The sequence below is a fragment of the Nocardia sp. NPDC058499 genome, from assembly GCF_042719915.1.
In the GTDB taxonomy this organism is placed as follows: Bacteria; Actinomycetota; Actinomycetes; order Mycobacteriales; family Mycobacteriaceae; genus Nocardia.
The window spans coordinates 238,053-261,198 of the sequence record NZ_JBHXMZ010000007.1 but is presented as its reverse complement, the minus strand read 5'-3'; the positions used below and the strand labels follow the sequence as shown (position 1 = coordinate 261,198).

The 23,146-nt window shown below is 66.2% G+C and carries 19 protein-coding genes and 2 tRNA genes; 3 read left to right on the top strand and 18 right to left on the bottom strand.

All coding sequences use genetic code 11. The features are described 5' to 3' along the window. Positions 1-4: 4 nt before the first annotated feature. Genes ACFWPH_RS22535 through ACFWPH_RS22505 form a run of 7 tightly spaced genes read right to left on the bottom strand, consistent with a single transcriptional unit; the run spans position 5 to position 8,082 of the window. Positions 5-310 (bottom strand): hypothetical protein, encoded by a 306-nt coding sequence (locus ACFWPH_RS22535; RefSeq protein ID WP_378754009.1) that lies wholly within the window; start codon positions 308-310, stop codon positions 5-7. A 40-nt stretch (positions 311-350) separates the two neighbouring features. Continuing rightward, positions 351-716 (bottom strand): hypothetical protein, encoded by a 366-nt coding sequence (locus ACFWPH_RS22530; protein ID WP_378754007.1) that lies wholly within the window; start codon positions 714-716, stop codon positions 351-353. Positions 717-735: 19 nt separating this feature from the next. Beyond that, positions 736-1,416 carry a hypothetical protein gene (locus tag ACFWPH_RS22525; RefSeq protein ID WP_378754005.1) on the bottom strand — a complete coding sequence of 227 codons (681 nt, stop codon included), beginning with the start codon at positions 1,414-1,416 and terminating at the stop codon, positions 736-738. After that, a complete protein-coding gene (locus ACFWPH_RS22520) occupies positions 1,413-1,772 on the bottom strand; it encodes a YbaB/EbfC family nucleoid-associated protein (protein ID WP_280413984.1) in 360 nt (119 codons plus the stop codon). Before ACFWPH_RS22520 ends, ACFWPH_RS22525 begins: the two co-directional genes overlap by 4 nt. Further along, positions 1,769-3,238 (bottom strand): PPE domain-containing protein, encoded by a 1,470-nt coding sequence (locus ACFWPH_RS22515; RefSeq protein ID WP_378754003.1) that lies wholly within the window; start codon positions 3,236-3,238, stop codon positions 1,769-1,771. The genes ACFWPH_RS22520 and ACFWPH_RS22515 overlap by 4 nt, the downstream gene beginning before the upstream one ends. A gap of 33 nt (positions 3,239-3,271) precedes the next feature. Continuing rightward, positions 3,272-5,926: a hypothetical protein gene (locus ACFWPH_RS22510; protein ID WP_378754001.1), complete on the bottom strand. Its 2,655-nt coding sequence runs from the start codon at positions 5,924-5,926 to the stop codon at positions 3,272-3,274. 8 nt (positions 5,927-5,934) lie between these two features. Continuing rightward, positions 5,935-8,082: a hypothetical protein gene (locus tag ACFWPH_RS22505; RefSeq protein ID WP_378753999.1), complete on the bottom strand. Its 2,148-nt coding sequence runs from the start codon at positions 8,080-8,082 to the stop codon at positions 5,935-5,937. Between the two features lie 412 nt (positions 8,083-8,494). On the opposite strand from ACFWPH_RS22505, the gene ACFWPH_RS22500 reads away from it, so the two are divergent. Beyond that, positions 8,495-10,810: a hypothetical protein gene (locus tag ACFWPH_RS22500; RefSeq protein ID WP_378753997.1), complete on the top strand. Its 2,316-nt coding sequence runs from the start codon at positions 8,495-8,497 to the stop codon at positions 10,808-10,810. 35 nt (positions 10,811-10,845) lie between these two features. Here the strand turns inward: ACFWPH_RS22500 and ACFWPH_RS22495 are convergent, their stop codons facing one another. From ACFWPH_RS22495 to ACFWPH_RS22455, 9 genes are all read right to left on the bottom strand, one after another. After that, positions 10,846-12,285 carry a C40 family peptidase gene (locus ACFWPH_RS22495; protein WP_378753995.1) on the bottom strand — a complete coding sequence of 480 codons (1,440 nt, stop codon included), beginning with the start codon at positions 12,283-12,285 and terminating at the stop codon, positions 10,846-10,848. Next, positions 12,282-13,076 carry a hypothetical protein gene (locus ACFWPH_RS22490; protein WP_378753993.1) on the bottom strand — a complete coding sequence of 265 codons (795 nt, stop codon included), beginning with the start codon at positions 13,074-13,076 and terminating at the stop codon, positions 12,282-12,284. The genes ACFWPH_RS22495 and ACFWPH_RS22490 overlap by 4 nt, the downstream gene beginning before the upstream one ends. Positions 13,077-13,107: 31 nt before the next feature. Continuing rightward, entirely contained in the window at positions 13,108-15,636 is a 2,529-nt protein-coding gene (locus ACFWPH_RS22485) for an ATP-binding protein (RefSeq protein WP_378753991.1), read from the bottom strand. Next, positions 15,636-16,226 (bottom strand): hypothetical protein, encoded by a 591-nt coding sequence (locus tag ACFWPH_RS22480; RefSeq protein WP_378753989.1) that lies wholly within the window; start codon positions 16,224-16,226, stop codon positions 15,636-15,638. The genes ACFWPH_RS22485 and ACFWPH_RS22480 overlap by 1 nt, the downstream gene beginning before the upstream one ends. Further along, positions 16,223-16,486: a hypothetical protein gene (locus tag ACFWPH_RS22475; RefSeq protein WP_033247376.1), complete on the bottom strand. Its 264-nt coding sequence runs from the start codon at positions 16,484-16,486 to the stop codon at positions 16,223-16,225. Before ACFWPH_RS22475 ends, ACFWPH_RS22480 begins: the two co-directional genes overlap by 4 nt. Before the next feature lie 15 nt (positions 16,487-16,501). Continuing rightward, positions 16,502-17,500 (bottom strand): conjugal transfer protein, encoded by a 999-nt coding sequence (locus ACFWPH_RS22470; RefSeq protein ID WP_378753987.1) that lies wholly within the window; start codon positions 17,498-17,500, stop codon positions 16,502-16,504. A 79-nt stretch (positions 17,501-17,579) separates the two neighbouring features. Continuing rightward, complete coding sequence (locus ACFWPH_RS22465) at positions 17,580-18,698, bottom strand: GAF domain-containing protein (RefSeq protein WP_378753985.1); 1,119 nt, start codon at positions 18,696-18,698, stop codon at positions 17,580-17,582. A 339-nt stretch (positions 18,699-19,037) separates the two neighbouring features. Next, the gene (locus ACFWPH_RS22460) at positions 19,038-19,931 is read right to left on the bottom strand and encodes an ROK family protein (RefSeq protein ID WP_378753983.1); all 894 of its coding nucleotides are present in this window, start codon (positions 19,929-19,931) and stop codon (positions 19,038-19,040) included. 45 nt (positions 19,932-19,976) lie between these two features. Next, on the bottom strand, positions 19,977-20,228 hold the full coding sequence (locus ACFWPH_RS22455; protein WP_280413996.1) for a hypothetical protein: 252 nt from the start codon (positions 20,226-20,228) through the stop codon (positions 19,977-19,979). A 492-nt stretch (positions 20,229-20,720) separates the two neighbouring features. Here ACFWPH_RS22455 and ACFWPH_RS22450 point away from each other — a divergent pair, with 492 nt between their 5' ends. Further along, a complete protein-coding gene (locus ACFWPH_RS22450; protein WP_378753980.1) occupies positions 20,721-21,500 on the top strand; it encodes a MerR family transcriptional regulator in 780 nt (259 codons plus the stop codon). Positions 21,501-21,537: 37 nt separating this feature from the next. Here ACFWPH_RS22450 and ACFWPH_RS22445 read toward each other — a convergent pair. Both ACFWPH_RS22445 and ACFWPH_RS22440 read right to left on the bottom strand, forming a co-directional pair. Continuing rightward, positions 21,538-21,611: transfer RNA gene (locus ACFWPH_RS22445), tRNA-Pro, on the bottom strand. A 37-nt stretch (positions 21,612-21,648) separates the two neighbouring features. Beyond that, positions 21,649-21,719 (bottom strand) — tRNA-Gly (locus ACFWPH_RS22440). Positions 21,720-22,183: 464 nt separating this feature from the next. Here ACFWPH_RS22440 and ACFWPH_RS22435 point away from each other — a divergent pair. Continuing rightward, positions 22,184-23,140, top strand: coding sequence for a diguanylate cyclase domain-containing protein (locus ACFWPH_RS22435; protein ID WP_378753978.1), 957 nt, complete (start codon positions 22,184-22,186; stop codon positions 23,138-23,140). The last annotated feature ends 6 nt before the right edge of the window (positions 23,141-23,146 follow it).

Here is a 23,146-nt window from a genome sequence, read left to right as displayed (position 1 = left end):
CCGGTCAGGCCTCGGCAGGCCGCACGACAAGGCTGCCGTCGATATCGGAATTGCGCAGCACGGCCTTACCGAGATCGGTGGCTTGCACCGTGATACCCGACTGTTCGAGCACTCCGGTCAACCCCGCACCGAAGAGGTCGCGAATCACCTCCAGCGTCCCGAGCATGGCCCGGTCCATAACACATTCGGAGTTCGATTCCGCCGACCAGGAATCCACCGTCGTGCCGACGCAGTCGGTCATCACCGAAACCGCGCCCGCGGCATCACCCACGATCGCCGTCAAATCGTCCAGCGAAAGGATTTTCACCATGGTCGTGTCCTCTCTCGGCCGTACCGGGCACCGGTACGGTTTACGCGGGCCGTAGGCCGAACGCTTCGTTTTCCATCGTTTGATACGCGGCTTCGGTGGGCAGCCCGAACGAGTCGACGGTGTAGGAGCGCGCCCCGTTGGCCTCCATCTCGCGGCGCAACCCCAGCCGTGATTTCGCGTGCGCAAGCCCGGCAACCTTCAGGATTTCGGCGCTCAGCCAGGCATCACCGTTGTCCTTGGCATCGTCGGTGATGTGCATACCCACGACTTCGCCATCCCGGCCGCAGGCCACGCCCACGGTATGGTCGGGGTTGAACACCTCGTGAATCTGCGGCGCGACAGCGGGTTTCGTATCCGGTATATCGTCGAAACCGTCGGCAGTGTAGTCATCGTAGTCGTCGGCCATCGCAATCTCCTCGCTTGTACTATGCGGATTCGGCCAGGGTTTCCGACAGCACCGACCACGGTGCGTCGGCAATGGTCAGCACCAGGCGCAGCTGCCAGACCCGGGCGCCCAGGTACATCTCACCGGCACCGTCACCCAGCAATTCCAGATAATCGGCACTGTCCGCATCGGAATTCATCGATACGGTGGTGACGGGGGGCCGTCCGTCGTCCACGCTGACGATCGAACCACCGCCGCCCGGGATGAAACTCTTGCGGCAGCGCGGGCCGGCGCCGAGCGCGACCTCGGCACTGTTGGTGGTAATCGTGACCTCGGGATTGAGCAGCAATTGGCTCACCCACGACCGTGCGGCCAGTTCGGGACGGTCACCGTTGATTCCCATCACCAACGATCCCGCCAGGTCCACCACCAGCAACTGTTCACTACTGGTGATTCCGACGACCACCAGCCGGCGAGCGGTTTCCAGCGGTCCCGGTAGATCGTCGGCGCCGACGGTACTGGAATCCGCACCGATGCCGGCGTTGGCAGCCGGATACTTCGTGATGATGCCGGTCGCCACGTCCACGGCGAAGGCGACCGTCGGGTGACCCGAATCGCCGCCCAGCGCCGCGAGCCGGGCCAGCCCTTCCTCGTGCAGCCACCCGATGGCGTCCGCCGCGGATACTGTCTCTTCGGATTCCGCCTGCTCCGGGGCGGTCATCGCGCGGGGTCTCCGACCCCGGCCGGTTCCCGGTCACCGCCGGCGATCTCCGCGGCATCATCCGTGATCACCGTTTCCATGATCACCTGGTACTGCCGGGCCGCATCCTGCGTACTCTCCCGGATCGCGGCCATGATCTCGGCGACCAGTTCCTCGCCACTGAATCGGTCCGCGGTCCCGGGAGCGAGATACAGACTCGTCAACCGGCCCATAGCGTCGACTTCGGGAATCACCATGCCGCTCGGCGAGGGACGCCGGGCGCGCACATCGTCGATACGCTCGCGCATATCGGCGATGCGGTGCCGCAGTTCTCGGGCCGCGTCGAGCGCGGCCTGCACATCGGGATGAATACTCATGCGTTGCCTCCGGTACGGGTCGGGGCCTGGTTGGCCGGGGCCGGGGTCGGTTGCGTGACCGTCGGCGCGATGGTGGGCCGTTCCCCGATAACGGGTTCGGTGTGTGGAGTGTCATCGACATACATCAGGCGATCGGGGTGCCAGGCCACGATGCGGTTGCGCTCGTCACCGCCACCGCCCGCACCTGCCCCGGCACCACCCATCCCCCCCATCGGCATCATCGGCATCATCGGCATTCCCGAACGCCCGGAGGGACTTCCCGAGCTACCGGCGACACCTTCCGACGCAGGCACCCGCGGCGGCGAACCGAGACTGCTGCCCACGGCAGGCGTCAGCGGCATAACGGTCGATCCAGACAACGTCTGCACCTCCGACGCGCTCGGAATTCCCCCGCTCGGCACCGACGGAGAACCGCCGGTGGGACTACCGTACGACGGGACGCTGTAATCCCCCAGTCCGTAATCGTCGTAATAGTCGTCGTAGTAGTCGTCGGAGATCTCCTCGGTCGGCGACAGCCCGTCCTTGCCCATCTCCATCATGCTCATCAGCATGGGCAACATCTGCGACAGCATCTGGTCGCCCGAACCCGACCCGGTCTGCGCCGCCGCCGCGCCGGAACTCTGCGACGAATCCGCGACCCCCGTCCCGGTCTCCGAAACATACGAACCCGTCGCCTCGCCTGCCCGGACGTTCATTTCGTTGTATTCCGCGGTCGCCGCGGCGAGCGCCGCCTCGTTCTTGGCCCGCGCCGCCGCCAGCATCTTCTTCCGGGCAGCGATAATTTCTTCCGGTGTCGGATGTTTCGCCTTGGCTCGTGCGAACGCGTTGCCGTAGGACTCCGCTCCCTGGGCCAGTTTCTCCATCGCATCGCCGAGGGTGTCCATCCAGCCGCGGTAGGTCGCGAAACGCGTGGCGACCTCCGAGCCGACCGGGGTCCAGTGCTGCAGAACCGACCCCGCACGATCCATATCATCGGCGGCCTGAACACGAGAGCTGGTGTTGAACAACCGGACCGAATCGGCGAACCGATGGGCTGGTTCCGGTCCCGGGCCACTGTGCAACTGTTGCGCGAAGGTCAGCGGATCTCCTGTCACCACAGGCATATCGCGTAACCCGGGCGGTACTCTGCGCAGTCCCACCTGTTCCACGGCCGGCACCGGATTGTCCACCAAGTTGCCGCCCGAACCGTTGACCAGGCGGGCACCTTCGTCATCGGCCGCGGCGTACTCGACTGCCGCCTGGCCGATATGGTGCGCATCGCGCTGAATCTTGTTCAGCACCCCTACGGTCGCGTTGAACAGCGCCGCGGCATCGGCGTTCAGCTGGGGTACGGCCTGTGCCGAGATCGGATCCGCTCCGGCGGGTAGTACCCATTCCCGCGGCATCGCGGCGCCGGTGAGGCGCGCCATATCTGCGGACTTCCCGGCGACGGCCACCAGCTCACCGAGATCGACATTCAACGCCATACCGGTCTCCTCTCACCTGTCACTCTCGCACCCTCACGCCGGGCCGGCCAGCGCCGGGACGTCGAGGGCCGACGGATCCGCGCCGGTGCCGGCCGCCGCATCGCCCTCCTGGCCCATATCGCCGGTGGCCTCGATACCCTTCGGATGTTTGAATCCGGCGAACTCGCCGAAGGCCTGTCCGTCCGGAGCCGCCATATCCGCTGCGTACTGCTGCAATTCGCCGTGCACAACCGCTTCCACGGTGCCGGATTCGCCCTCACCGAAAACGACGAGCAACGCGGACCGGTACTCCGGATCGCCCGTCGATCCGCCGGACTGCTGATCCCCGGTCTTCTTCTCGCCCTCCGGAGACTTCTTCTCGCCCTCCGCAGAACCACCGGCGGGTGTTCCGACCACCGCGGAAGCTCCGGCGGGGACCTTGCCCTCGTCCTCCGCCGACGCCCGCCAGGTGGCCACGTCACCGGTGGCCAACTGGAACGGGTCGACGGCCGCACCGATATCCTTCGGGTCCGTCCATGCGGCGGGGGTTCCGGCATAGGCAGCCTGCGCATCGGTGGCCGTCTTGTTCGCGAACGCCTTGTCGAGCCCCAGTGCCACAGTCAACGGCACCTTCTGCGTCCGGCCGTCCGGGAACGGGTAGGCCACCAGGCCGTCCGCTCCCGGTACCCGTTTCGGCATCCCCGAGCCCGTCTGGTTCGAGGTCGCACCGGAAGGGGGCCCGCTCTGGTGGTGCGCGGGCTGCGCAGGCGCCGGAGTGGTGGTCGCCGGATTCGACCACGGCGTGGTCGCGGCCGGCCGGGCCGGGGGCATGGTCGGGGCGGCCGCCACGTCGTACCGCGACGGGTCGATATCGTCGACCCGCCGCGCCAGATCGCTATCGGCCCCGTTACGCATGGCGGCCTGCGACATCAACATCGGGAGCAGGGAACTCATCAGACTGTTCCCCATTCCGCCGGCTGCTGCCATCGGATCGGTGATACCACCGAGCGAGCCGGACGGCGCGGTCGGTACGTCCGGAGTGGAGGCCTGCAGTGCGTCGTTCGACCGGTCTTCCATCTGTTTCGCCGCGTCGGCCAAGTCGGAACTGGCTGTACCGGGAACATTCGGAGTACCGACACCGAGGTTGTCGAGTTCGGCCGGGTCAGGGGTGCCGATTTTCGAGCCGTCCGGCCAGAGCGAAGGGTTCTTCAGGCTGTTCTCGAGCGCACCCACCCGGTCGTCCAGCTGCTGGGAGGCGTTCTCGTCTCCGGCGCTGGGATCCTCGATCCCCGATGCCGCACGCTCCATCGCGTTCGCGGCGGTCTCCAGGATGCCGATCAGCTCGTCGAACCCCTGCGAAACGAGCTTCATGAAGTTGTTTCCGAGATCCGTCGAAGTGAGTTGCTGTGCCTGACTGTTGTGACTGCTGATCACAGCCGCCACGCCGTCCTTGACCGTCGCCGAGATATCCGCGACTTTCGCCGCCGTCTCCTTGTTGCCCAACTCCGATTTGTAGAGGTCGTCCAGGGCAGATTCCACATTGTCGGTGGCCTCTTTATAGCTGGTGGTACCGCCGCCGCTACCGACGGAGATTCCCTGCGGCATACGCGGAGGAGGGTCGAGCCGCAATTCGATCTTCTTCTCGAGGTCGCCACTCATCTGATGGATATCCACCACCGTGGCGGCAAAGGAGTCCTTTGCACCACCGAACGCAGTGATCAGCTGGGGGTTCAACTCCGTTGGGCGGAGCAGAAAGCCCTGCATACCCGAAACTTTCACACCAGGGTTGGTTTGGGTGGGCGCAAACGGCGCCTTCCCGGCGACCCCGCCTGCCGCTGCGGCGGCCTGTCCGTCCCATACCAACGAGACTGTATCGGCGCCCGCCGCACCGCCACCCTCGGGACCCCAATCGATCGAACCGATGGAGACCATCAGACCCGAACCGGCCGCGACACCGAAAGGATGAATCCACGGAGTCAAGCTTCCCTCGGCGCCCCACAACTCGGAACGTCGTTGCGCGGCAAGCAGAGTTTCGTATGATTCCTGGGCGGCATCGTCCAGCCGGTGGGCGGACGCGTCGGCCAACTCGTAATCGCGCAACGCGTTATCGCGCGCCTCGAAGGCCTCATCCTCAGCCCGCTGCGCGTCCGTGAGGTTGTCCTGGGCGCCGTCCACTCTACGTTGTGCGGCGTTCCTGGCGTTCCGCAGCTCGGTGATGTCATCGCCCGGAGCAGGATTGGCCAGTGCGTCCTCCGCCCTCCGCAACTCGTCCTGCGCCCGCGTCAGATCCGTTTGCGCCGAACCCACCGCACGCTGGGCAGCGTCCAAGTTGTTATCGGCCGTTTCGACCGCGGACTCGGCCCTTTCCAGGGCATGGGCCTCGTTGACGGCGTCGCTCTGCGCGGCTCGGGAGTTGGTTACGGCTTCATCGGTGCGGGTGGCGAAGTTCCTGAGCGGGGTGCGCGCTGCGAGCCCGACGGCCGAGCCGAGCGCCGCCCCGCCGGCGCCGGCGATCGCCCCGTCGAAGAAGTTGTTGACGCCGATCCCGTTGGACAGCATTCCGGAGACGCCGCCACCGACGAAACCGCCTCCGACATCGGCGGCGAACTGCCTGCCCATCCCGCCCCCGGCACCGAGGTACCTACTCGCCAATCCCGAGATGGCCAGATCCGCACCCAGCGCGACGACATCCCCGACGATTCCAGCCACACTGCCTCCTACGCCGGTACCGCGGCATCGGCCGCAGCGTGGTTCTCGGTGCCTGTCGCATCGGTACGCGACGACGCGGACCCGCGCGCCGTCATCTCGATTCCGTGCGGATGGAAGAAGCCGTTGAACGGCCCGAAATCGCCGCCGCCGTCACGCATATCCGCGAGCGAGGTCACCGGCACCAGCGTGCCGTCGATCACCGCTTCCACCGTTGCGCCGGCCGGATCCGCACCCTCGAACACGACCAGCAACGCCGTACGTTCCGCCCAGACCCCGACATCGCCGGTCATCAGCTGATAGGGATCGGTCCGTGCACCGATCTTCTTCTCGTCCGTCCAGTGCGCCGGCGTACCCGCATACGCTGCCGAGGCATCGGTGCCCGCGGCGTTGCCGAACGCCGCGTCGAGAGCCCGGGCCACCACGGCCGACACTTCCTGTGTACGACCATCCGGGAAGGTATACACCGTGCGCTCGGCAGGATCGGTGACAGCGGGCCTGGCCGGCGGTGGTGCGTTGTCGGCCGGGGCAGCCACGGACTTGGCGGGGCCTGCCTGGTCGGCCGGTGGCGCGGCGGTTCGGCCGGATGGTGGTTGCCCTGCGCCCGGCGCGGTGACAGCGCCCGGCCGAGACGCGGTCACGGCGTCTTCACTTCCTTCGCGCTCACGGCGATCGCCTTGCCCGTCACTGTCCCGTGCCTCGGGGCGGCCCATCGCGGCCTGCATGAGCTGCGGCAGCAACATCCCGCCCAGTGCCGAATTCATACTGCCGGAATTCGCTGCTGCCGGCGGCGTAACTGCAGGAGTATCCACGGCCGGCCCCGAGGTACCGGGCTCTCCGAGGCTGCCGGCTGTGCCACCGTCGGACAGCCGGCCCGTCCCGGCATCGGTCCCCGGACCGGAGCCGGCGTCGAGGTCCATCGGTTCGGGAGCCGGCACCCCACTCGGGTCTCCGGCGCCCGGGTTTTCCGCGGAGGCCTGCCGATCCGCGACCGGATCGTCCCCGCCCCCCGCGCCACGGGACCGATCGCCGCCGGCCCCGGTGGTGGTGTTCCGTTTTTCCGAGCCGGAACCCTCGGGCTTCTCCTCCTTCTTGTCGACGGCCGCGGCGGCTGCCTCGAATTGCCCCGCGTAGAAGGACACGATCGACTCGACGTTCGCGTAGCTGGACTCGAGGATGACCATCGTGTACGAGTCCTCGCTCTGCATCCCGGTGCTCAACTGCTCCGGATCGACGAAAAATACAGGTATCCCGCTGGACTCGCTGAGTTTCTGATTGTGTTCGGTCAGCAGTTCGGTGATCTTCTTCATATCGCGCGAATCGGTGGCGACATACTCTTTCTGAGTGTTGATCGACGTCTTCAGGTCCGCACGACCGGATTTGCAGAGTTCCGCGGACCGTTTCACCGCCTCCGCGACGACACCGGATTGCGATTTGATCGTGCGGTATCGATGGCGCAGGACTTCGACGCGCTGGGCGTAATCGGGTATTCCCGCCGCCTCTTCACCGAAGATGTCGGCGACATCGGATTCCTTCGGAAGGTCCTCCGCCGGCACCGGTTTCTCACCGAAACTGGTCCAGCAGTCCAGCTCGACCGCGGGTAACGTCCGGAAGTTCCGCTGCGCCGGCGGGGTGAATTCGAGCCCCTCCGGCATCTGCCGCGGATCGGGCATATAGACATGCGGCATACCGTCGGGAATCTTGTCGAGTTCGTCCTCGCTGATATCGATCAGCGGGATGCCGGGGTATCCGAGATGTTGGTACACGGTGTCGCGGAAACCGTCACCCGTCCAACCCGCGAAAGGCATACCGCCCAGACCGGCGTAGGTCTTCCAGCGTGCGAGGTGTCCACCACCCAACGCTCGCGGGACCGCGCCCAGCCATCCGTTGTTGCGAGCCAGGGTGTCCACCGCGCCGCGCCCCATGAAACCTCTGACCCCGAAGCTCCCCAACCCACCGGCAAGACCACCCGCGCCCCCCAGCGCCGCCCCGACGAAGATACCTCCCACATCCTCGCCCTGCAGCGCGGCGGTGACACCCCCGACTGCGGCGCCGAGCGCAATGCCCCACGGCGTACCGCGGCAAACAAACCCCACCACACTCGCCCCGCCGACGGCGATCTCATCCCAGTTGTCCTCGAGGAACTCTCCGATTCCCACGCCCTCACCGACCCCGGCGAGCGCAACCCGCGGCCACGGTCATCCGCCCCCCGACTCCCCCCGGACGATCGTTCACGAACCGGCCGGGAGGAGGTTCGCAGCGCCGGCAGCCGACCATATCCGCGCCTCCCTTCGTGACGCCCCAATTGTCATGGATTCCCAGCACCGGGAAGCGTTGACCTGCTCGAACAGGGCATTATCGAGCGTGCGAGCCCAGGCTCGCGCACGGATTCCCTTACGCAGGCAAGGGCCCAACGATGACGCAGGAGGAAACATCTGATGAACCTGCGTGATCCGAGGCAAGGACTCCCTGGGAACTTCCACACACCCCGACCGCCCGCGTACCCGGATATTCACATCGCTGTGCCCGCAGGGAAAGCCGCGATCCCGTCGGCACGGTGGTGAGCACTCGATGACTACCCCGACAGTACCGCCCACTGCGACCGAAACGGAGTCGGCCGGGCCGCCACACCGTTACCGGGGACCGCTGCGCTGGTACCCCGACATTCTCGTTCTCCGGGGAAAGAACTGGCTACGGGAACGACCGTGGCGACGCCGGCTGCTGTGGACAACGGCGATCCTTTTCGTCCTGGTCGTCTTTCCCGGGATCATCGGCGTCGTCGCCACCGCCCAGGTGAGCAGCGGCGTGTCCCAGGTCGACGGCCTCAGCTGGATGAATGTCCGGGATTCCGAGGGTGTTCCGCTGGCCAACTACATCTTCGCCACCGACAAGGGCAGTCTGCTGAATCCCGGCAACACGATTCTGTGGACCATTCTCGGCCTGGAGTTCGTGGGCTATATGTCCATCGTGACCACCGCGATCTGGATTGTCGGGTTCACTTTCAGTTTCACTTGGCTCGATATGTTCGCGGACGCGCTCACAGGCGTGGCCGATGCGTTCGTCGCGCAGGTCGCCACCCCCATGGTGCTGGCCACCGCGGTCACCATCGGAGCATTCTTCGTTGCCTGGTTCATTGTTCGCGGCTTTCCGAGTAAGGCCACGATGCAAGTGATCACGATGTTCGGCGTAGCGGTCCTGGGCCCGATATTCCTCGCCGAACCATTGGCCGACGTGCTTTCCTCGGACGGATTACTGAGTCAAGGGCGCAATGTGGGCCTCTCGGTCGCTGCCGGCCTGACCGGTGACGGGAATCCGAATCCGACGACACTGGTCACCGATATGCAGCACGACCTCGCCGATAATTTCGCCCGGAAACCGGTGCAGGTGTGGAACTTCGGTCACGTGGTCGACAATTACTACTCTTGCGAGGCCGCCTGGACTTCCGGAGTGCTCTCCGGAAGTGATGACAATGTCCGCAAGGGTATGGAGGGGTGCAACAACGAGGCCGCGGTCTCCAAGGCCGATAATCCTACGGTGGGGCAGGCGGGTACGGGTTTGATCCTGCTGGTCTGCGCCACCCTGCTGTTGTTGTTCGCTGTCTATCTGTCGTTGAAGGTGACGAAAGCGGCACTGGATACGATCTATCACGGATTCATGGCCATCTTCGGTTTCGCGGCCGGCGGTTTCGTCTACGGTCCCACGCAGACCTACCTTGTACGCAATATCGTCGACAGCTTCATCGCTGCGGCACGTATGGCGGCCTTCACCTGCTTTCTCGGGATCTACATCCTGTTCATGAGCAATCTGTTCGATCAGGCGCCGGGCCAGGTGCTTTCGGTGATCGTGATTGCCTGTGTGGTGGAAATCGTGGCCATCGTCCAGATCCGCCGCCTCAGCAAGAGCCTGGACCGTGGGAACAACTGGGTGGCGAATCGCTTCGCGATGGCCATCCAGGGCAATCAGAGCGGCGGCGGTGGCGGTGGCGGCGGCGGTACGGCCCTGGGGATGGGTGTCGGCGCCGGCGGATCGGGTGGCGGCGGTTCGCTCAGCGGGCTGGGCATGCTCGCTGCGCTGAGCACGATCAACAGCTCGCCGATCACCGGCTGGCTCATGATGGCCACCCCCAGCCCACTGAGTCCCCTGGCCCGTGGCAAGAAAGCTTCCGACCTGGCGAATATCCGCTCCGCTGCGTCACGCCAGCAGATGTATGACTGGTCGCAACAGGGCCGCACCAACTGGCTGATGAGAGCGCAGCAACGGGCTGCACCGTTCGGGGGAATGAACACCGCACTCGGTGTCGCGCACGCTCTCGACGGTCTCGGCGACCTCAAAGTTCCGGGCAACTGGCTCAATGCGGTCCTGCTCGCCGGTGGCACCGAAGATCCGCGGGCCGTTCAGGCAATGCGAGCCCTCGCCGCCATGAACTCGAGTATGTCCGACAACCCTTACGGTTGGAAACCGCTACAAAAAGCGGTCGCCGCCGCCCGCGCGGTCGAGAACCATATGCGCCCGACCGATCCCTTGGAGGCCCGGCAGGCCTTCGCGGCTCAGGCGGCGATGGCTGCGGCCAACTTCCGGCGCCATACCAACCGCCCGCCCGCCGGAGCCACCCTCAACCACGGCTTCATGGACCGGGTCCGACAGCACTGGGATTCCGATGTCGCGCTGCAGCGGGCCATCACTCCCACCGAGTGGAACACGGTCGGCCGCGACACCCGCTGGGCGATCGCCAACGAGGCGGCGCGAGGATTCGAAGGATCTGCGCAGGCTTTCGCGGAGAATCCGTACAACCAGCACCTCCAGCGCGACCTTTATCGGTGGCATATGCGGCTGGCGAACCTCGACCATCTCGATCCGGCCCAGGGACTCGATCCCTGGGATCCGTAGGCACGGCAGCAGGCGCCGGCGTGGTCAGCGCACGTTCAGTCCGCCCAGCGCCGCGCCGCGAAACTGCTCGGCAACGAGGTGACCCGGACATCCTTGCCGCGGCTCGGTGCTTCCACGCACTTTCCGTCGCCGATGTACATCATCACATGCCCCATCTCCCCGTTCTTGTAACTGCTTTCGGGGAAGATCAGGTCGCCGGGCTGAATATTCTTGTTCGCCACTTTCGGCAACGAATTGAATTGATCGTCGGCGACGCGGGGAATGTTCACGCCGGCTTTCTTCGCCGCGTACTGCATGAGCCCCGAGCAGTCGAAGCTGTTCGGCCCTTCGGCTCCCCAGACATAGGGATCGCCGACCTGGTTCAGGGCGGTCTTCACCGCATGCTTCGCACGGGCGGATCCCCCCTCGCCCGCGGTCGCACCCTTGCTCTTGCCGGACGTGAATTTCACCCCGCCGGGCAGCTCTTTGCCCAAGAGGTTGTACAGGTATTGATTGGTCAGCTGGTTGATGGCCGAGGCGGCGTCACCGGCATTCGCGGATCCGCCGGCGACGATCTTGTGCGCTGCCTGCAGGGCCACGGTCAGGATCTTGCGTACCTTCTGCTGCCCCTCCTTCGTGTACGCCATCGGTCCGAGTTCGGCCAGCGCCGCATTGACCTGTTTCAACAGCGACCGCACCGCGTTCTTGTCGACCTTGTTCGATCCCGCCAGGCCGGAAATGTATTTGGCCAGTTGTTTGTCGAGGTTGTTGAAGGCAGTGGCGGCATTGTCCTGGAACAGCATCCTGGCCTTCAGCATCGCGGGCCCGGCACCACTGGAGGAATCCGATCCGCCGGCTTCCTCCTTCAGTTTCTTCACCTCGGGGTCCTTGGGCTCGCCCTCGCCGTACATATCTTCGAGGAGTTTCAGCACCTTCATCGCACGCTCGGCCTCCGGGGACATCCCTGTCGCGGCGTCCTCGGCCACGGGGGCTGCACCGCCACCACCGGTCAGCCCCGAGAGCGCCGAACCGATCATGGGCAGTAGGGACGCGCCGGCCATCATCGCCATGGGCGCCATCCGCGCCAGCATGTCGGGGTCCACCAGCGGCTCGGGGTCTGTCTCCTCGCGGCGGTCGGCCACCGGGGCTGGGGCGGGCGCGGGAGCGGCCGCCGGTGGGGCACCGGTTACCGGGGCGGGTACGCCGGGTACCGGAAGAGCGGGCAGGCCGGGTAGCGCCAGACCGGGCGGCGGTGCGGCAGCCGCCGGCGCGGGCGCGGATTGGGCGACCGGTGTCGCGGTGGGGCCGGACGAGGTGGCCGGACCGGGTGGCGCTGCCGGTGCACCGGGCGGGTTCGCGTTCGCATTCCCACCGCCGGTGCCCCACCGCCTGCGCCCACCGGTCCACGGAGACCCGCTCTCGGGCGCACCTTCGGTTTCCGGATCGTCCGCCCACTCCGATTCCACGGCGAACGGCCCGATTTCCGCGCTGGTCACGACACCTCCCGCAGTACGCGCTTGATCTGGACGTGCCCGGCGCCGGGAACGCTCGACCGGACGAACTCCTCGTCCTCGACCGTCACCAACTCACCCGATCCCAGCGCGATACCCGCCCGCGTTGCGGCGTTGTTCCGATAATCCCAGAACACCAGATCACCGGGCGATATCGCGGCCGGATCCACCACATACCCACAGAAGGCCTGTTCCCGCACGGTTTCCGGCAGGATCACCGGTTCGCCGTACCGGGTGCCGCCGCAGTTCTCCGTCGCCGCCGCACGGGGCGCCCGGCCCGGCACACACCGCCCCGACGAACCGGCCACCGAGGCGCTGTAGATCACGTCCCGGACGTAATCGGCCGACTCCGCCGGACCGCCCGCCTCGGGATAACTCAGGGCAAGGTTCGCGGCGCATACCGCGGCGGAAGCGTTGCTGCTTTCCCGCAGTTCCGGGCCCTGCCAGGGGGCCACCTGCATGACCGAAGCGCACAGCCGATCGCGCGGCTCGATATCCGTATCGTCGGCTGTGAAGGTCAAGGACGCGTAGGGGTTCGTGGTGGGTATAGGTGCAGGCGAGGCAGGTCCGAGGGGAATGGATTCGGTGCTGGTGGTGGCCGGGGTGGTGGGGGTCGTCCCGGTGGCCGGTCCGAGCGCGATATCGCACTGCCGCCCGAAATCCTGTTTCGCCATCGAAGTCAGCTCCGCGAACGGCGCCGCCACAATGAGCGCCGGCCCGCCGCAACAACAGGACATCAGCACGACCAGCACCACGATCAGCTTCTTCTTCGACACCACCGCAACCGATCCACCCGCCGCCGCTCGCTCACCGGGCCGCCTCCGGTTCTCTGCGGGCCGGACGGGACACCGCGGTCGGCGTGCTGGTGATGGCCTTCGCCCGATCCGCCCGGGCCGGGCCGAGCACTTTCCCACGCCCGATCCGGCTCAGCGCATCCCGCATGAACATCTCACCGCGACGCTCTTCCGGCACCTGCCGACCGACTCCCACCGGTGGCGAGGTCTCCTCGCGGAGCGCCTGCAACAGGTACGGCGCCTCTTCCAGATCCACGCCCAGCCACTCCAGACTGTTGCGGGCCAGCGTTTCGTCGCGCTGCCGGAAGACGAACCGGTTCGGGATCAGGTTGTGCGCCGCGCCCTGGAAATCGGTGGCGGGATCATGGGAGGCCAGCCCGATCGCGGCGAGGTGTTTACGGCCGTCACGACTGAAATCCGAGGTCACCGACGCACCGACCTGGGTTTGCGTGAAATGGTGTGCCTCGTCGCCGACGAGGAGGCCGAAACGCCCGTTGTCGGAGAGGAATGCCTCCCGCGCCGTCACTCCGACGAGCTCGTAGAGCGCGGTCCCGAGCCGTTTGGTCAAGGGCAGCCGGTTGTAGAGATGCGGGGTGGTCAGTTCCTCGGCAGTCGGCAGGGCCAGGTTGTGGCTGCGGACCACGGTGGCCGCGGCATCCAACCGGATGGGTGCGAGGTTCGGGTCGAACAGCACCGGCACGCGTTCGACGATGGTTCCCAACCGGGACGCCAGGTCCGCGTACTCGTCGAGCGCGCCGGGCTCGTCGCGCAACCGGCACACCACACGGTAGAGGTCCAGCAGGCTGGTGACTCGATGCTCGGCGATTCCCTTGGGCGACAGCAGGTTGCTGATCACCGCACCGGTACCCGATGTGGGCGACAGATCGAGCAACGGCAGCACGGAATCCAGCGCCCGTTCCCCGGCGACGCGGGGATCGAACAACCGCAGCGGATCCAGCGAAACCGATGGGTTCGCCAGGTCGATGACCACGGCATCGTCGATGGCGGCGGCAAAATGTTCCCACTCCCCCACCTGGCTTCGGTCGATCGCCAGGAACTGCCCGCCCATATCGTGGACGAGCACGGCCATGAGCTTCAGGAAATACGATTTACCCGAACCGAGTTCGCCGGTGACCGCGAAGGACGCGGACAGGTCGTGCAGCGCGGCCTCCATGATTCCGAAATGAATCGGCTCGAAATGCCCGGACAGCAGGTTGAGTCCGATCACCGGACCGCTGTCGTCACCGATCTGGCTGGTCGTGAACGGAACGAAACCCGCCCACATATCGGAGGGCACGATATGGGCGAAATCGTCGAACGCCCGCCGCGGCGGACTACCGGGGACCAGCAGCGACCAGAGGTCGACCTGAGCACCGACCGGCGCGGCCATCTCCACTTGGAATCGCTTGTAACGGCGGCGTAGCGTATTCACCGCGTCCATGGTCTCGTCCCGGGAAGGCCCGCCCACCGCGATCACGGTGGTGAACGAGACCTCCGATTCGCCACCGTTGACCTCGAAGTGCTGGTTGTATTCCCCCAGCATCTGCGCCTTGGACATGAGCGTGTTCTGCGCGAACGACACTTCCTGGTCGCGCTGGTCCATCTGTTCGCCGAGACGGCGCAGATTCACCTCGTTGCTCTTCAGAACTTGATCGGCAGGTTTGGTGGAGATCCGCATTCCCCAGTCGACGGTAACCGCGCCGCCGAGACCGTCGATCACATTCAGGAATTCGCTACCGCCCGGGAACATCATGCCCGAATAGGGGAACGACCGCGGGGTCAGCATCGCCTGGTAGGACGGACGGTATCCGGTGTCCGGCTGCACCACTTTGATCACCGGAACGAACGAGGGGCGCAGCCGGCGCTGGGAGTCGGCCCGGGCGCCTTCGTCCAGTGCCGCGGATTTGAAAACCGCCGCCGTCGCCTCGTCGAGTGCACCCGCGCGGGTCGGTGCCACCGGATCACCGACTGCTCCGCGTGCCAGATAGTGCTCCCACAGCCACTGGAACAAGGCCGCGGGTACCGGCACCGGATCGAAATCCCCGCCGATCCGGGACAGGATCTCATTGGCTTCGTCTTCGTAGCCGTCCAGTTCGGCACGCGAGACGGCGGTCGCGTCGATGGTCGTCGTACTACCGCGCCACATCCGGGAAAGCGCCGATATTCCGCCGGTACTCGCGGTACCCACCGGAATGGAGAGCAGGTAGATCCGGGTCTGCGGGGAGATGGCGCGGACCCGCTCATAGGAGGCGAACACCTCGTCGGCGTAATCGGCGCATTCGTCCAGATCCACACCCTCGACCATTTTGCTCAGCACATCGAGCGTGTTCTGCCGCGCCTGGATCCCCAGCAGCAGCGACCCGTTGGGCAGGTTGTTGATCAGCGCATGGTGCGCGAGTTTGACATCGAATTTATCGCCGGCCTTACGCAGACCGTACCCGAGCGGCGTGATGAAGTACGTAGCCGTGACCAGGCCCGAATGGGTGAACTGGAGATGCCCGCGAATCGCGGCCGTGGGTTGCAGGTCCCGGTTGAACCCCATCAGCGTCCCTCTCCGCTTGCCGACCGCCCCCCGTTACTGCTGATCATCGACCGCCAGCTGGATGCCGGTGGGGGCGAATCCACCACCTCCACGGGGCGCGGGACCCGGTTCGTGTTCAGCAGGTCCAACAGCTGCCCGCCCCGGGCCGAAACCCGTTGGGCGCGGCTTTTCCGGGGACTGCCCGAAGTCGGTTCGTGCGGCAGGATCGCCACCACGGTTTCCTCGACGAACATGGTGATCCGGGCCGATTCGGGGGTCACCGGCATCCCCGAGGCGAGTACCGGTTTCGGGTAGCAGATCAGTCGTGCGAACCAGACCACCCGCGAGAACAACCGCACACCCGTGTACGGGACGAGACCCAGCGCAAAACCGAGGACGGCCGTGAGCGCCAGCCCGGCCAGGAAGGTGATCGCCGGATTCGCCGGCAGGGTCATCGCCGCGGCACCCGTGATGATCAAGCCGATGGCCACACCCGCCACCTGCGGCAGGGTATAGGGACCGAACGGCAGCTTCTGCCCGTTCTGGGCTTTGCCGATCATGGTGGGGACACGTTTGACCGGCGTGAAAATCTTGATCACCTGGGCGGTCACTGATAACCGCCCCCGACAGGATGGTCCGGAACGATCATATTGGCGTCCGCGCGGGCGAAGTTCACCAGCGTCGGCAGCATCCAGAACAGCACGGCGGCCAGAATCGCCGAACCCGCGACACCGAGAATCTTGGCCGGGGACAGCTTGGATTTCGCGGCCTCCGAGATCAGCACGGCCATCGAGACGATGGTGATGAGGATCAGTCCGGCCCACCGTACGAATACCAGGATGCCGTAGAGGATATTGCTGAGATTGCTCATGGTTGCCGCCTCGTATCAGTTCTGGGTCGCCGGGGGGATCTCCGCGGTGGTCGTCGGGGCGCCCGTGGTGCTGCCGGTGGCCGGGCCGGCGTTCTCCCCCGGTGGCACGACCAGGGTCAGTGGCTCCTTCAGCGCCGGCAGTGTCTCGATGGCCCGCACCTGCCACTGCCCCTCACCGCGGACCATGGTGAGCGGGTAGGCCAGCGCCGGGGCGGTCCCGGATGCCCCCTCCGGGGTGACTGTTGCCAATACCTGCGCATTGGAGCCGGCGGTCCCGCAAGCGGAATCCTCGGCGGTCACGGTCACTGTGCCGAGTTCGGTGAACGGCGCCGGGCGCAATGCCGAAATTCCGGAATCGACGGTGACATAGCGCGCCGCATCGCCTGCGCCGGTCAGATACGCGTTCAAGAAGCCGGTGGCGACCTGCGCGAACGCCGTCTCCTCCCCGCACGGGGCCGAATACGCCTGCGCCAGATCCGAGCCGACCGCGGGCGGTTCCACCGCGGCGGGCAGGGTGAGCGCCCGCAGACTGCCCTCGGACACCGAGACCGGGACCCGATAGTAATGCCGCGCGGCACCCGACCCGGTCCGGCCCGTCTGCACCGATACGGTTACCGACCACACCTCGACCGCGCCGGCGTCGAGAGTGCGGGCGACGTAGACCACGAGTGGCGCGCTGACCTGTGCACCCGTTTTCGGTAGCGAGATCCGCTGTGTCCCGTCGACATAGCGCGACAGGGCGTCCTGATCGCTCGCATCAGCGCTCAGATAGGTGACGACGAAATCCTCGGCGAACGACGCAGCGAGGCTGGCATGCCCCGTGACCCGCACCATCGCCTCGTCTCCCGGTGGGGCAGGATCGGGGGCGAAGAAACTGTAGACGGCATGCCCGCCGCCGAGCACCGCGAGCACCGCCAGGACCACGACGACGATATTGTCGCGACGGCGCCGTGCGGCCATCTGGCGAAGCAGTGCCTCGCCCGAATCCGCGCGTCCAGCCGCCCCAGTCCTCACTCTCGGAATGGTAGAGAGCAGCCTGTCCACCAACGGAAAACATCTTCCCAGGCATGGGGACCCGCGAATACACCCGTTCTCAGGACACCGGACTGTGCCGGAGCCGGCCCGCCAGCCGGAACCGCAACTGATCGTCGTAACCGATCGGGCTCTCCGCTGCGACCGGACCCGTCGGATCCGGTTCCACCACAGGGATATCGTCGGCCACCCGCACCAACTGGGCGATGGCCAGCTCCCGGTTGGAGAATCCCGGGTACGGATACAGCAGTAGCGAGGTCGGGGTGTAACCGCCGCTGTAGTTCAACGCCCGCACCGTGACTCCGGCGCTCTCGCCACTGCGGACCCGGGAACCGAGTTCCACCAGCCGGACCCGATCGTCGGGATGGAAGACATCGACCGGTCGGAACAGATAGTCCCAGCGTATCCACGGTGCCGGATCGGTGAGCCAGTGCGAAATACTGGTGTATCCCAACTGGACGACCGCGAGATGGTTGCCCGCGCGGCGGTGTGCCTCCCGCAGGCCGACACTCTCCAGAGTCGGCCAGATGGCCGGATTGTCCTCCGACGTGATGTCCTCGATCAGCCACCACGCACCGCGAGTGTGTTCGTCGTTGCGGGCTCGCACGGAGATCCGCCAGCGAGTTGCCCGCCCGGCATTACGCAGCACAGTGACCTCGAATTGCATTTTGTCACCGGCCACGGGGCCGTACAGCAGGTCGAGGACTTCCGCGTGCCGGTCGAATGCCGAGATACGATGGAAGAATTCGGCGATCGACATCCGCGGTACATACTCTTCGGGCGCGCTACCCGACAGCGCCGTGATACCGCTGGGCTGCGCGAGGGTCTGACTGTCCACATCCCAGATCGCGCCGACGGCCGCGGGTAGCGGCGGCACCGGGCCGTCCGCGGGCCCGGCCCACCAGCGCACCGCGTGCACTTCCCCGGCGGGCCCGAACACCGGCCGGACCATCAGCCGGTGCGGTCCGGAGCGAGTGGTGAAGGTGCGATCCAGGTCGATGGCCCCCGTTGTGGCGGTACGCAGAGCCTCGGCGATATCGCGTGTGGTCAATCCGTCGTAGAGAGCTGGGGTACGTGCGAACTGTCGCTGTACAACGCGGCGCCAGTCGGCGAACTCGCGTGCGGTATCCCCGACCGACGCGACCGAGAAACCTTCCGGCGCCAAAGTTTCGACCGTCACCCAGGGGATCACTGCGCCCTCTCATCGCGTGCGTCCAACCGTTTCGCGGTGCGTGTCGCTATCGCGACAACGTCCGCAGGAGATAATGTACCGTTACACAGCGGTACGCTCAACAGTGAAATCGCAGTCGATAAGCCGCACGACACAGAAATCCACCCCGCGGCCGCCGCCGGAGAGGTACGACCATCCGGCCACCCGAACGGGCAATGATACGGACCCCGATATGAGCACAGCCGATTCGGGTCCTCGATGAATGGTCCGGACCCCGCCGCTGAGCAGCCACGCCGCCCGCGGCGGCGACCGGCGCGACCCGCCGAAAACTACTGCGCGGTGCGCGGATCACGCATTCTGCGAGGTCAGCGCGATAACTCCCGCGCCCGCCAGCAGACCCAGATCCGCCAACTCGGAGGACACCACACGCAACCCGGGCAGAAAAGGCAATCGCGCATGCATCGCGACCGTGTTCTGCAGCGGTTTCCACAGCGCGGAGCCGGCCGCGGCGATGGGGCCGCCGACAACGACCCGGTCGATATCCAGCAGCGCCGCCACCGACGCGATGGCCCGGCCCACCGCGATACCGGCTCGTTCCAGCGCCGCCAGGGCGATACGGTCTCCGGCCTGCGCGTCCGTCGCGAGACCGGTCACCGCATTCCCGGCCCAGCCCTGCTGCCGGGCCCAAGCCGTCAACGCCGGTGCGCCCGCCACCGATTCCAGGCATCCGCGTCCCCCGCACACACACGGATCGTCGTAGCCGGGTACGAGGACGTGGCCGATCTGGCCGGCGTTACCGGTCCGCCCGACCACCACGAAACCGCCCACCATCACCCCGCCGAACACCGTCTCCGACAGGTGGATCGACAGCGAATCCATCACCTCACGAGTTGCCCCGAAATGCCGTTCGGCCAGCGAAAGACAGACACCGTCCAATGCCATCGCCACGGAGGCGGCGGGGAAAAGCTGCTGGACCGACTCGACCAGCGGAAAACCGGACTGCCATTCCTGAACCTGCGCGGGCGCCACCACACCGGAGGCCATATCGATCGGCCCGTTGGAGGCGATTCCGACCGCGGCGATCTCCCGGCCCGCCGCGATCCGGAGCAGGAGCTCGCGTACCTTGTCCCAGGCGCCCTGTCGCGGTATCGGTATCTGCTGGACCTGGTCGGAGCCCACATCGTCGGCGATCTCGATCGCAGCGAGCCGTGTCGTGCCGATCTCCAACGCCAGGATTGTCATCTACGCACCACCAGAACTAGATCCGCGCTTGCTCCCGCAGCATAGTCAGACAGCAGCGGTGCCCGTCGGCTGGAGCGGACGGCCCAGGACGATATGGCGTTTGGGCGCACCGGATACCACCGCGCCGTGCGTGGGGCGCGGACCGTTGCGGATGATCCGCATCGGCCGTTTGTGATCGATCGGCACGGTGCGATGCCGATCCAAGTTTTCTATGACATTGCCCGAGTTGTCGTAGGCGATGCCCGCCCAGATCATGGCTCGCGGTGCATCGCCCCGCTCGATGAGAGTCTGCGCCAAGCGCGCACACTGATCGAACAAAGGACAGCCATAGCAAGTACGTACTGCCGAATGCCAGGCGTCGGGAGTGCCGGAATCCAGGTCCCAGCTATCCGGGATCTCCGCGCACGGCGGGCGCTGCGCCGATTTCACCGCTGTGGAAGGGAGTGGCGCGGAAACCCGCGACTGATTTGTCGTGCGAGGTAGGACAACGCTCAACGAGCGTACTCGTACTGTGCTCATCACCGTCTCCGGAACTGCCGAGGGCACGCCGGGGGGTACCGATACGTGTCCCGTTGGTCGGGCGGATCGTCAGGGCTGCTCAACAGTCCCCGGAAACAGCCGATGTCAGCTGCATCACGACGGTAGAACACGGACGGGCCTGGAGGCAAGGCCTCGTACCGCTACTTAACGGTACGTTGATCTTCATTTCACAATATTCAAGCCGCCATACAGCGGTTCGTTTGGTTACGGACCGTTTATCTACGGGCCCAAATATGGTTTCCTATAGGTATGCCTGGCGAATCCGAGTACACGATCGACGAGCTGGCGCGGGCCGCCGAGACCACCGTGCGCAGTGTCCGCGTGTACCACGAGCGGGGGCTGCTGCCCTCGCCCGATGTCCGGGGACGTATCGGCTACTACGGATCCGACCACCTCAACCGGCTGCAGACCATCAGCCGATTGCTGGGCCGCGGGATGAAACTCAACGGCATCCGGGAACTGCTCTCCGCCTGGGACCGCGGTGACGACCTCGCCGATGTCCTGGGCGTCACCGACCAGAATCCCGGCGTACCCGACCGCCCGTTACCGGACCACCCACCTGCACCGGAACCCGAGGAACCGGCCTACGAACTACCCGAGTACGTACAACAGGCACTCGCCGCCAGCGACGACCCGTTCGACGTCTACCGGGTCACCAACCCGCGATGCAGCGATCTGGCCACCCGCCTCGGCGATGCGGGCCTGCCCCCGAACGTGACCTTCCAGCTCGTCGAGCGCCTCCGCGCCGATTGCGACCGGATCGCCGACCGCTATGCCGCCGATATCTTCCATATCCTCGCCGGAAAGAGCTACGAGCAGTCCGAACGGAATATCAAGGACCGCACCAAACTGGAAACCGATCTCGCCATCGCGCGCCTCATCGTCACCCGCGCCGCATCGGAGCTGATCGACCAGGCCTTCGGCCGCCGCGCCGAACTACCGGTGGAGACTCCGCCGCCGCCACGCACCTACGCTGTCCAGCGCAACGGGGCGCCCAACGGTAAGCAACCATCCCGGGCGCGTGGCTGAGATACCGGAGTCGATTCCGGGAGACGGCTGAGAAATGTCGGGGTGACAGGATTTGAACCTGCGACCACCCGCTCCCAAAGCGGGTGCGCTACCAAGCTGCGCCACACCCCGTAGTACCCCCGAAGGGGTGGTTTCCGGTCTCGGAGAGAGCGGGTGACGGGAATCGAACCCGCACCATCAGCTTGGAAGGCTGAGGTTCTACCATTGAACTACACCCGCATACATACAGCAGCGGTGGGATCGCCACGATGCCGTGTGCATGAGCGACTGTACCGAATGCCACTTTCTTTTCGCCAATCAGCCCCCATTCCGGGTCCCGGCGCCGTCCGCGCCCCCTGAGTCGCCGGGGCCGGAACCGGTACGACCGGTCACGTGAACACGACAGCCGGGCACTCCCCGGCGCGCGGGAAAAAAATTTCGCGAAAGTGTGTAACACCGGCGGGTTCCGGACGATACGCCAGAGATTGCTGTTGTTCCGGGGTTCGAGAACTTGTTCTAGAACGCAGGTCTCCGGGCCCCACCATCTTGCTACAATCTTCTTGCCGGACGGGGTATCTGGAAAGGGGGCGGTGGCGTGCACCCGACAAGGTGGACCATCCGCACAGCAGTACGACAGAGCCGGGTGGCCCCGGCACCGAAGCCGCGCGGTCGCGGCGCGATTACCTCCGCCTGCGGTGATCGCGATGCCTGCTGAGAGCCGGCCACCCGTTCATTCCACCGCCCGCGAATGGGCCTTGGCGGCGGGTGCCCAGCCCGATGCCGATATCACCGCGGCCGAGATCGAACCTGTTCTCGTGGATATCCTCGAGCAGCTACTCGAGCTCACGGTGTCCGATCCGTTCCCGATCCGTGCCGCCCGCCGGCTCGGGGCGCGGCTGTGCGCGGAGCCGCTGCACCAGGTCCGGATGCTCGCCCTGGTGACCCGCACCCTGCTGGGCTTCCCCGCCGGACCACGCGGCTCCCTGGTGGCGACCCAGTGGCCGCTGGTGGCCAGCCAGGCCATCGACAGCTACGCCCAGGCACTGCAGGAGCTGGCGCTGGCGCAGCAGAAGAAGAACTTCTCCGACGAGGCCACGCAGCGGGTGCGTGAATTCGCCGCCCTCCAGCAGCGCCTCGAACACGAAGCCACCCATGACGCGCTCACCGGGCTGGCCAACCGCACCCTGCTGCGCAAACGAGTCCGGCAGATGGCCGATCACCCGCAACGCGGGGTCGGGCTGCTGGTGGTGGATCTGGACCGGTTCAAGCAGATCAACGACAACTACGGCCACGCCGTCGGCGACGAGGTACTGGTCGAACTGGCGCAACGCCTGCGTGAGGTGGCGCCCCCGGGGACCGTGGTCTGCCGCTACGGCGGCGACGAGTTCGTGCTGGCGGCCGGTCTCGACAAGGACCGTGTCGCCGAACTGGCGGCGAATATCGTGCTCGCGCTGAATGATTCGGTCTGGACCGCGGCCGGGCCGGTACCGGTGTCGGCCAGTGTCGGCACCACGTACTCGCCGCCCGAGGACCGCGCCGAACTGGCCGAACTGCTCCGCCGCGCGGACCTCGCCATGTACTCGGCAAAAACCGCGGGCGGGCGCCGGTACGTCGGCGCCGAGGCCACAGGCGGGGCGGTCGATACCGCAGTGGCCGGTTGAGCGGGC

Coding starts and splice junctions, on each gene's coding strand:
- ACFWPH_RS22535 (WP_378754009.1), bottom strand. CDS start 310: ATGGTGAAAATCCTTTCGCTGGACGATTTGACGGCGATCGTGGGTGAT.
- ACFWPH_RS22530 (WP_378754007.1), bottom strand. CDS start 716: ATGGCCGACGACTACGATGACTACACTGCCGACGGTTTCGACGATATA.
- ACFWPH_RS22525 (WP_378754005.1), bottom strand. CDS start 1,416: ATGACCGCCCCGGAGCAGGCGGAATCCGAAGAGACAGTATCCGCGGCG.
- ACFWPH_RS22520 (WP_280413984.1), bottom strand. CDS start 1,772: ATGAGTATTCATCCCGATGTGCAGGCCGCGCTCGACGCGGCCCGAGAA.
- ACFWPH_RS22515 (WP_378754003.1), bottom strand. CDS start 3,238: ATGGCGTTGAATGTCGATCTCGGTGAGCTGGTGGCCGTCGCCGGGAAG.
- ACFWPH_RS22500 (WP_378753997.1), top strand. CDS start 8,495: ATGACTACCCCGACAGTACCGCCCACTGCGACCGAAACGGAGTCGGCC.
- ACFWPH_RS22485 (WP_378753991.1), bottom strand. CDS start 15,636: ATGGGGTTCAACCGGGACCTGCAACCCACGGCCGCGATTCGCGGGCAT.
- ACFWPH_RS22475 (WP_033247376.1), bottom strand. CDS start 16,486: ATGAGCAATCTCAGCAATATCCTCTACGGCATCCTGGTATTCGTACGG.
- ACFWPH_RS22460 (WP_378753983.1), bottom strand. CDS start 19,931: ATGACAATCCTGGCGTTGGAGATCGGCACGACACGGCTCGCTGCGATC.
- ACFWPH_RS22450 (WP_378753980.1), top strand. CDS start 20,721: ATGCCTGGCGAATCCGAGTACACGATCGACGAGCTGGCGCGGGCCGCC.
- ACFWPH_RS22435 (WP_378753978.1), top strand. CDS start 22,184: ATGCCTGCTGAGAGCCGGCCACCCGTTCATTCCACCGCCCGCGAATGG.